Source organism: Lysinibacillus mangiferihumi, assembly GCF_003049665.1.
GTDB classification, from domain to species: domain Bacteria; phylum Bacillota; class Bacilli; order Bacillales_A; family Planococcaceae; genus Lysinibacillus; species Lysinibacillus mangiferihumi.
Window position 1 is genome coordinate 62,069 of sequence record NZ_PYWM01000026.1, and the last position, 6,191, is coordinate 68,259.

A 6,191-nucleotide genomic window follows, 5' to 3' on the forward strand; every position below is an offset into this window, starting at 1 on the left:
GCTACACCCCTTCTGCCGGCAGTTGCAAGTCAGCGAATACCTTTTTCATCATGTGCTCAATTTGATCTACTGTTGCACCGAGCACCATTCCTTCTGCCACAACAGGCTTTAAATTTTTTTCAATCTGCTGCAACTGTTCAGGCGTTAATGCACGCTCCTCCGTTGAACGAATAATTGCTCCTGATTTAGCACGAATCGTTATAATGCCTTTCGCCTCAAGTTCATGGTAACTCTTATTAACCGTATGCATATTGACACCTAAATCGGCTGCTAAACTTCGTACCGACGGCAATGTATCCCCCGGTCCCATGTCCCCTCTCGCAATACCCTCTATAATCTGCCGTGTAACCTGTTCATAGATAGGTACATTCGATAATGGCTCTATTTGAATAAACATCTAGATCAACTCCATATTTGTTATATAATAAGTATAACAAATATCACATTTTATGCATAGAAAAAGGAGCTATTCTGTAAGGGCTTAAATTGTTTTGCAATAAACTTTCTTACAAGTACACTTTGCTTCTCATTATCTTTGTACAGATAGAAACTTTATTACTATCATCCCAAACATGCTTGCCGATTTTCTACTCTGAACCTTATTTGCAAGCGATTCTTAGGTTAAATAACAAAAAAAGATGTCTCATGCACTTTTGAGACATCTCTTCTAATATTAATTCGTTCCTACTGCTAATTGTTCTTTTAAACGTGCAACTGCTTCTTCTACTACTACTGCATGTCCTAATTCATTAAGTGATTCACCAATTCGTCTCACGGCTTGTTCAAGCATTGCGGGTGTTGTATTGCCCATATGCCCAATACGGAATGCTTTACCTGCTAAATGAGCCAAAGCCCCAGCAACAATTACACCTTTTTCAGCAAGCTTCGCACGGAACTTGGCATCCTCTACGCCCTCCGGATAGAGCATACAACTTAAAGTTGGAGCTGCTACTGTCTCGTCAGCTAGTGCTTTCATGCCATACGTAGATAATGCTAAACGCACAGCGCGACCGTACGCTAGATGACGTGCCTCACGCTTAGCAATACCTTCATCTAAAACCATCTTCATAGCGACATCATAAGCATAAATTAAATTTACAGGTGGTGTTGCAAAATATTTCCCTGGATCATTCATAACCGGAATCCAATTTTCTATATCACTGTAGTATGCGGGTATCGTTCCTAGTGCTTCACGAGCCTTTAAGGCCGATTGATTAAAGGCGATAATGGCTAAACCTGGTGGTATCCCGATTGCTTTTTGTGAACCAGTTAGTACAACATCTAATTTATAGTCAGGATGACCATATGTTTTATTCATATTTTCATCTAGCGCTGCTGTTGCGACAACACCATCTAAAATAATTAATGCCCCCGCACTTTTAATAATAGGTACCAATGCATCGAGATCCGAAGCGACGCCTGTAGATGTATCTGCATGTGTAATAGTGACGGCCTTATAATTAGTTTCAGCTAATTTTGCCTTTACTGTTGCTGGTTCAACTTGTTTTCCCCATTCTGCCTGTAACACGTCTACCTGAATACCATAAGCAGTTGCTAAAGGCGTAAAACGATCACCAAAATATCCGTGACTAATAACGAGTATTTTTTCCCCCTTACCCACTGTATTAACAATCGCCATTTCCATTGCTAGCGTTCCAGAACCTGCTAGTACAAACACTTCGCCATCCGTTTGGAATAGTTTTTTTGTTTGTGCTAATGCATTTTTATAAATTGCAACAAAGCGTGGATCTGTATGTCCACGTGTTTCGCTTGCCAAAGCATCATATATTTCCTCAACTACTGGTGTAGGACCAGGAATTAATAGTATTTCTTTATTAGTACTCATCTCTTTTCCCCCTCTAAATGATTTTCTAAGTATAGAAAAATGCCTTACAAGCCCCCCATCAAAGCTTGTAAGACATCTTGCACCCCATTTTTAAATCTCAATACTTACGATTAATATAAGTAGACCCCTTTATTAAACAGTGCTCATTTTTTGTAAGAAACGGAGGAACAGACTCCGTTCGTTACATTAGTTGGAATTAGTGAGCTGCATTCGAGTTCAGCCCACAGTGTTTAAGGAAAGTTAGATATGTTCGTTAGTAGATTTCTATCAATTAACTTAATTTTTCATAGCCTGGAAGTGTCAAGAATTCCACGAATTCATCTTGCTCAATTAAAGATTTAAACAGTTCAGCAGCTTCAGCATAGCGACCACTGTTATAGGCTTGTTCCCCAACAGCCTCTTTAATTTTCACAAGCTCTTCTTCCAATATTTCCAGCACAAATGCTAATGTAATACCACGTCCATCATCTAAAATACCCTTTGGATGACGAATCCATTGCCATACTTGTGTACGGGAGATTTCTGCAGTTGCAGCATCTTCCATCAAGTTGTTAATTGGTGCAGCTCCGTTGCCTCGTAACCAAGAAGCAATGTACTGAACTCCTACGCTACAGTTAATACGAAGACCTTCAAGGGTAATTGTCCCTTCTGGAACAGCTACTAAATCTTCAGCCTTTACATTTACATCTTCGCGTTTTTTATGGATTTGGTTTGGTGTTTTCATAATCGCATCAAACTGCTCCATAGCTGTTGCCACCATACCAGGGTGTGCTACCCAAGTTCCATCATGACCATCCGTTGCTTCACGACGTTTATCTTCCGCAACCTTTGCAAATGCTACTGCATTCGCCTCATCATCGCCTTTAACAGGTATTTGTGCAGCCATACCACCCATAGCAGGTGCGTTGCGCTTATGACATGTTTGGATACATAAAGACGTGTAAGCCTTCATGAATGGAACTGTCATTGTTACTTGACCGCGATCAGGTAAGATCACATCAGGTTGATTGCGCAAGCGTTTAATGTAGCTGAAAATATAATCCCAACGGCCACAATTTAGACCTGCTGAATGATCGCGAAGCTCGTATAAAATTTCATCCATTTCAAATGCAGCTAATATTGTTTCAATTAAAACTGTTGCTCTAATTGTACCTTGTGGAATACCAATATAATCTTGTGCAAAGATAAAGACATCATTCCACAAACGAGCCTCTAAATGACTTTCTAACTTCGGTAGATAGAAGTATGGACCCGTGCCTTTTGCCAATGCATTTTTAGCATTGTGGAATAAATAAAGACCAAAATCGAAGAAACTACCTGAAACAGGCTCACCATCTACCAACACATGTTTTTCAAGTAAATGAAGACCACGTGGACGTACTAGTAATACCGCTGTTTCTTTATTTAATTTATACGTTTTACCGTTTGACGCTTGAGTAAATTCAATCGTCTTATTAATGGCATCACGCATATTAATTTGACCAGAAATCATGTTTTCCCAAGTCGGAGCTGAAGCATCCTCAAAGCAAGCCATGAACATTTTCGCACCAGAATTTAATGCGTTAATAACCATTTTGCGGTCTACTGGTCCAGTAATTTCTACGCGTCGATCTTGTAAATCCGCAGGCAGTGGCGCAATCGTCCAATCTCCCTCACGAATATGCTTCGTTTCTGGTAGGAAGTCGAGTTTCTCACCAGCATCTAGACGCTTCTGACGTTCTTGACGAGCCTCTAAAAGCTCTTTACGACGAGCATCAAATTTTTCATGCAGGGCAAGAACAAACTCAAGGGCCTCCGGTGTTAAAACTTCTTTTGTTTGCTCGTTTTGTTGTCCAACAATTTTAAGCTTACCTGTAGTTGCCTGTTCCATTAGTAGTTCCCCCACCTCTCGTGATTTAAGTTTCCCCCGCTTAGGAGGTGCGAGGGAAACTTATCTATGATTATGAATTTAGGAATTAACGTAATCGAATTAAACGAATTGTTCTGTTTCTGTAGAACCAGCCATAGCTGTTGTTGAAGAAGTACCACCAGAAATAACTTGTGACACATCATCGAAGTAACCTGTACCTACTTCGCGTTGGTGACGAGTAGCTGTATAGCCTTTAGATTCAGAAGCAAACTCAGCTTGTTGAAGTTTAGAGTATGCAGCCATGCCGTTATCTTTATAGTCATGAGCTAACTCAAACATAGAGTGGTTTAATGCATGGAAGCCAGCTAATGTTACGAATTGGAATTTGTAACCCAATTTACCTAACTCACGTTGATATTCTGCAATTTCTTCTTCTGAAAGGTTTGCTTTCCAGTTAAATGAAGGTGAACAGTTGTAAGCAAGCATTTTACCAGGGAATTCAGCATGAATCGCCGCTGCGAATTCACGAGCTTCTTCAAGTGACGGCTTAGACGTTTCACACCAGATTAAATCTGCATATGGTGCGTAAGCTAAACCACGAGCAATCGCTTGTTTAATACCTGGTGTTGTACGGAAGAAGCCTTCTGGTGTACGTTCGCCAGTAATAAATTCAGCATCACGTGGGTCAATATCAGAAGTTACCATATCTGCAGCATCAGCATCTGTACGTGCGATTAAGATTGTATCTACGCCCATTACATCTGTTGCAAGACGAGCAGCAATTAAGTTACGAACTGCGTTTTGTGTAGGAAGTAATACTTTACCACCTAAGTGTCCACATTTTTTCTCAGAAGCTAATTGGTCTTCTAAATGCACACCGGCAGCTCCTGCTTCGATCATTCCTTTAACAAGTTCGAATACGTTTAAAGGACCACCGAAGCCAGCTTCAGCATCAGCTACGATTGGTGCAAACCAATCGAAATCGTCTACACGACCTTCAGTATGGTCGATTTGATCAGCGCGTTGTAGCGCTTGGTTGATACGTTTTACTACAGCTGGTACAGAGTTAGCTGGGTATAAAGATTGGTCAGGATACATTTGACCTGAAAGGTTAGCATCAGCAGCTACTTGCCAGCCAGATAAGTAAATTGCTTTTAATCCTGCTTTTACTTGTTGAACCGCTTGATTACCAGTTAATGCACCTAATGCATTAATAAACGGTTCTTCGTGTAATGATTTCCAAAGTCGTTTAGCGCCTTTAGTTGCTAAAGTTTGTTCAATTACAACAGAACCTTGTAATTTAACTACCTCTTCAGCCGTATAAGCGCGTTCAATACCAGCCCAACGTGGGTTTTCTGCCCATTGTTTTTCTAAAGCTTGAATTTTTTCTTGACGTGTTGACATATTGAAATTCCACCTTCCCCTTTGTGTAAAATATACTCTGTTAAAAAACTTTTTAATTTCTGTTCCATAACAGGTTTATTTGTTGTAAATTAATATATAACAGTACATCTGAATTTTCACTATTTTTTGATAAAAGACCAAATTTTGATGATGAAACCGCTTTTTTAAGCGACAAAATTTGGTAAACTGTTTACAAACAAGGGGGCTATTCACAATGAAAAATGAAATCAATGCTGTACAAAAAAGTATTGCACAACAATTTATTACGATGTTACAAGACTGGATTCCACCCAACTCGTCCATCGCCATTGCTGTAGAGAACTCCTATATTTACTTTAACTCTGGATATCATGGTATTCATTTAGAAGTAGGACGGCAAGTTGAACCAGGCAGTATTGCAGAGCAAGTATTGCGCACAAATAAACGTACAGACGCAATATTAGATAATACTCTATTTGGTACACCCTATTATGGTATTGGCTACCCAGTACACATTCAGGATACGCCAGCAGCATTAGTAGTTGTTTTACCTTCAACTTTTACTGCACAGAAATTGGAGCCTTATCAATTTTTAACAGGGAAACAGGAAGAAGAATGGGCCCCTGTAGTAATCGATAAAATTTCTTATATTGAGAGCCTTCAGAAAAAAACTTGGTTTTATGTAGAAAAGGAACAATTTAAAACAAGTATTACACTTAAAGAATTACAAATGCGTTTACCTCCGTTTTTTATACGCATTCATAGATCCTATATAGTGAATATTCATTTCATAAAAAAAATGGCGCGTGATCTTACTTCGAATTTCATTGTTACTTTAAAAGATGGTACAGAATTACCTGTCAGCCAATCCTATCTTAATAACCTACGTAATGCGCTGGAATTTTAACAAAATAAAAACAGCTGCAGAAGGCAGCTGTTCAAGTATTGACACAAAAAAACCTGAGAATAAATTCTCAGGTTTTTATTTGCCTAGCGACGTCCTACTCTCACAGGGGGAAGCCCCCAACTACCATCGGCGCTAAAGAGCTTAACTTCCGTGTTCGGTATGGGAACGGGTGTGACCTCTTTGCCATCATCACTAGACTCTATTCG

Annotated in this window: 5 protein-coding genes and 1 rRNA gene; 1 reads left to right on the plus strand and 5 read right to left on the minus strand. The window is 39.6% G+C overall.

Translation table 11 applies throughout. The annotated features are described in order from the left end of the window. Position 1: 1 nt before the first annotated feature. From C9J37_RS20730 to aceA, 4 genes are all read right to left on the minus strand, one after another. Positions 2 to 397: a GntR family transcriptional regulator gene (locus tag C9J37_RS20730; RefSeq protein WP_024360811.1), complete on the minus strand. Its 396-nt coding sequence runs from the start codon at positions 395 to 397 to the stop codon at positions 2 to 4. Between the two features lie 276 nt (positions 398 to 673). Then, on the minus strand, positions 674 to 1,846 hold the full coding sequence (locus C9J37_RS20735) for a pyridoxal-phosphate-dependent aminotransferase family protein (protein ID WP_107896905.1): 1,173 nt from the start codon (positions 1,844 to 1,846) through the stop codon (positions 674 to 676). A 271-nt stretch (positions 1,847 to 2,117) separates the two neighbouring features. Next, a complete protein-coding gene (gene aceB, locus C9J37_RS20740; protein ID WP_107896906.1) occupies positions 2,118 to 3,716 on the minus strand; it encodes a malate synthase A in 1,599 nt (532 codons plus the stop codon). Positions 3,717 to 3,815: 99 nt separating this feature from the next. Further along, positions 3,816 to 5,099, minus strand: a complete 1,284-nt coding sequence (gene aceA, locus C9J37_RS20745) for an isocitrate lyase (protein ID WP_107896907.1) — start codon at positions 5,097 to 5,099, stop codon at positions 3,816 to 3,818. A gap of 214 nt (positions 5,100 to 5,313) precedes the next feature. On the opposite strand from aceA, the gene C9J37_RS20750 reads away from it, so the two are divergent. After that, positions 5,314 to 5,985: a LytTR family DNA-binding domain-containing protein gene (locus C9J37_RS20750; protein ID WP_107896908.1), complete on the plus strand. Its 672-nt coding sequence runs from the start codon at positions 5,314 to 5,316 to the stop codon at positions 5,983 to 5,985. Positions 5,986 to 6,066: 81 nt separating this feature from the next. On the opposite strand, the gene rrf is transcribed toward C9J37_RS20750, so the two are convergent. Further along, a 5S ribosomal RNA gene (gene rrf, locus C9J37_RS20755) occupies positions 6,067 to 6,182 on the minus strand. Positions 6,183 to 6,191: the final 9 nt, after the last annotated feature.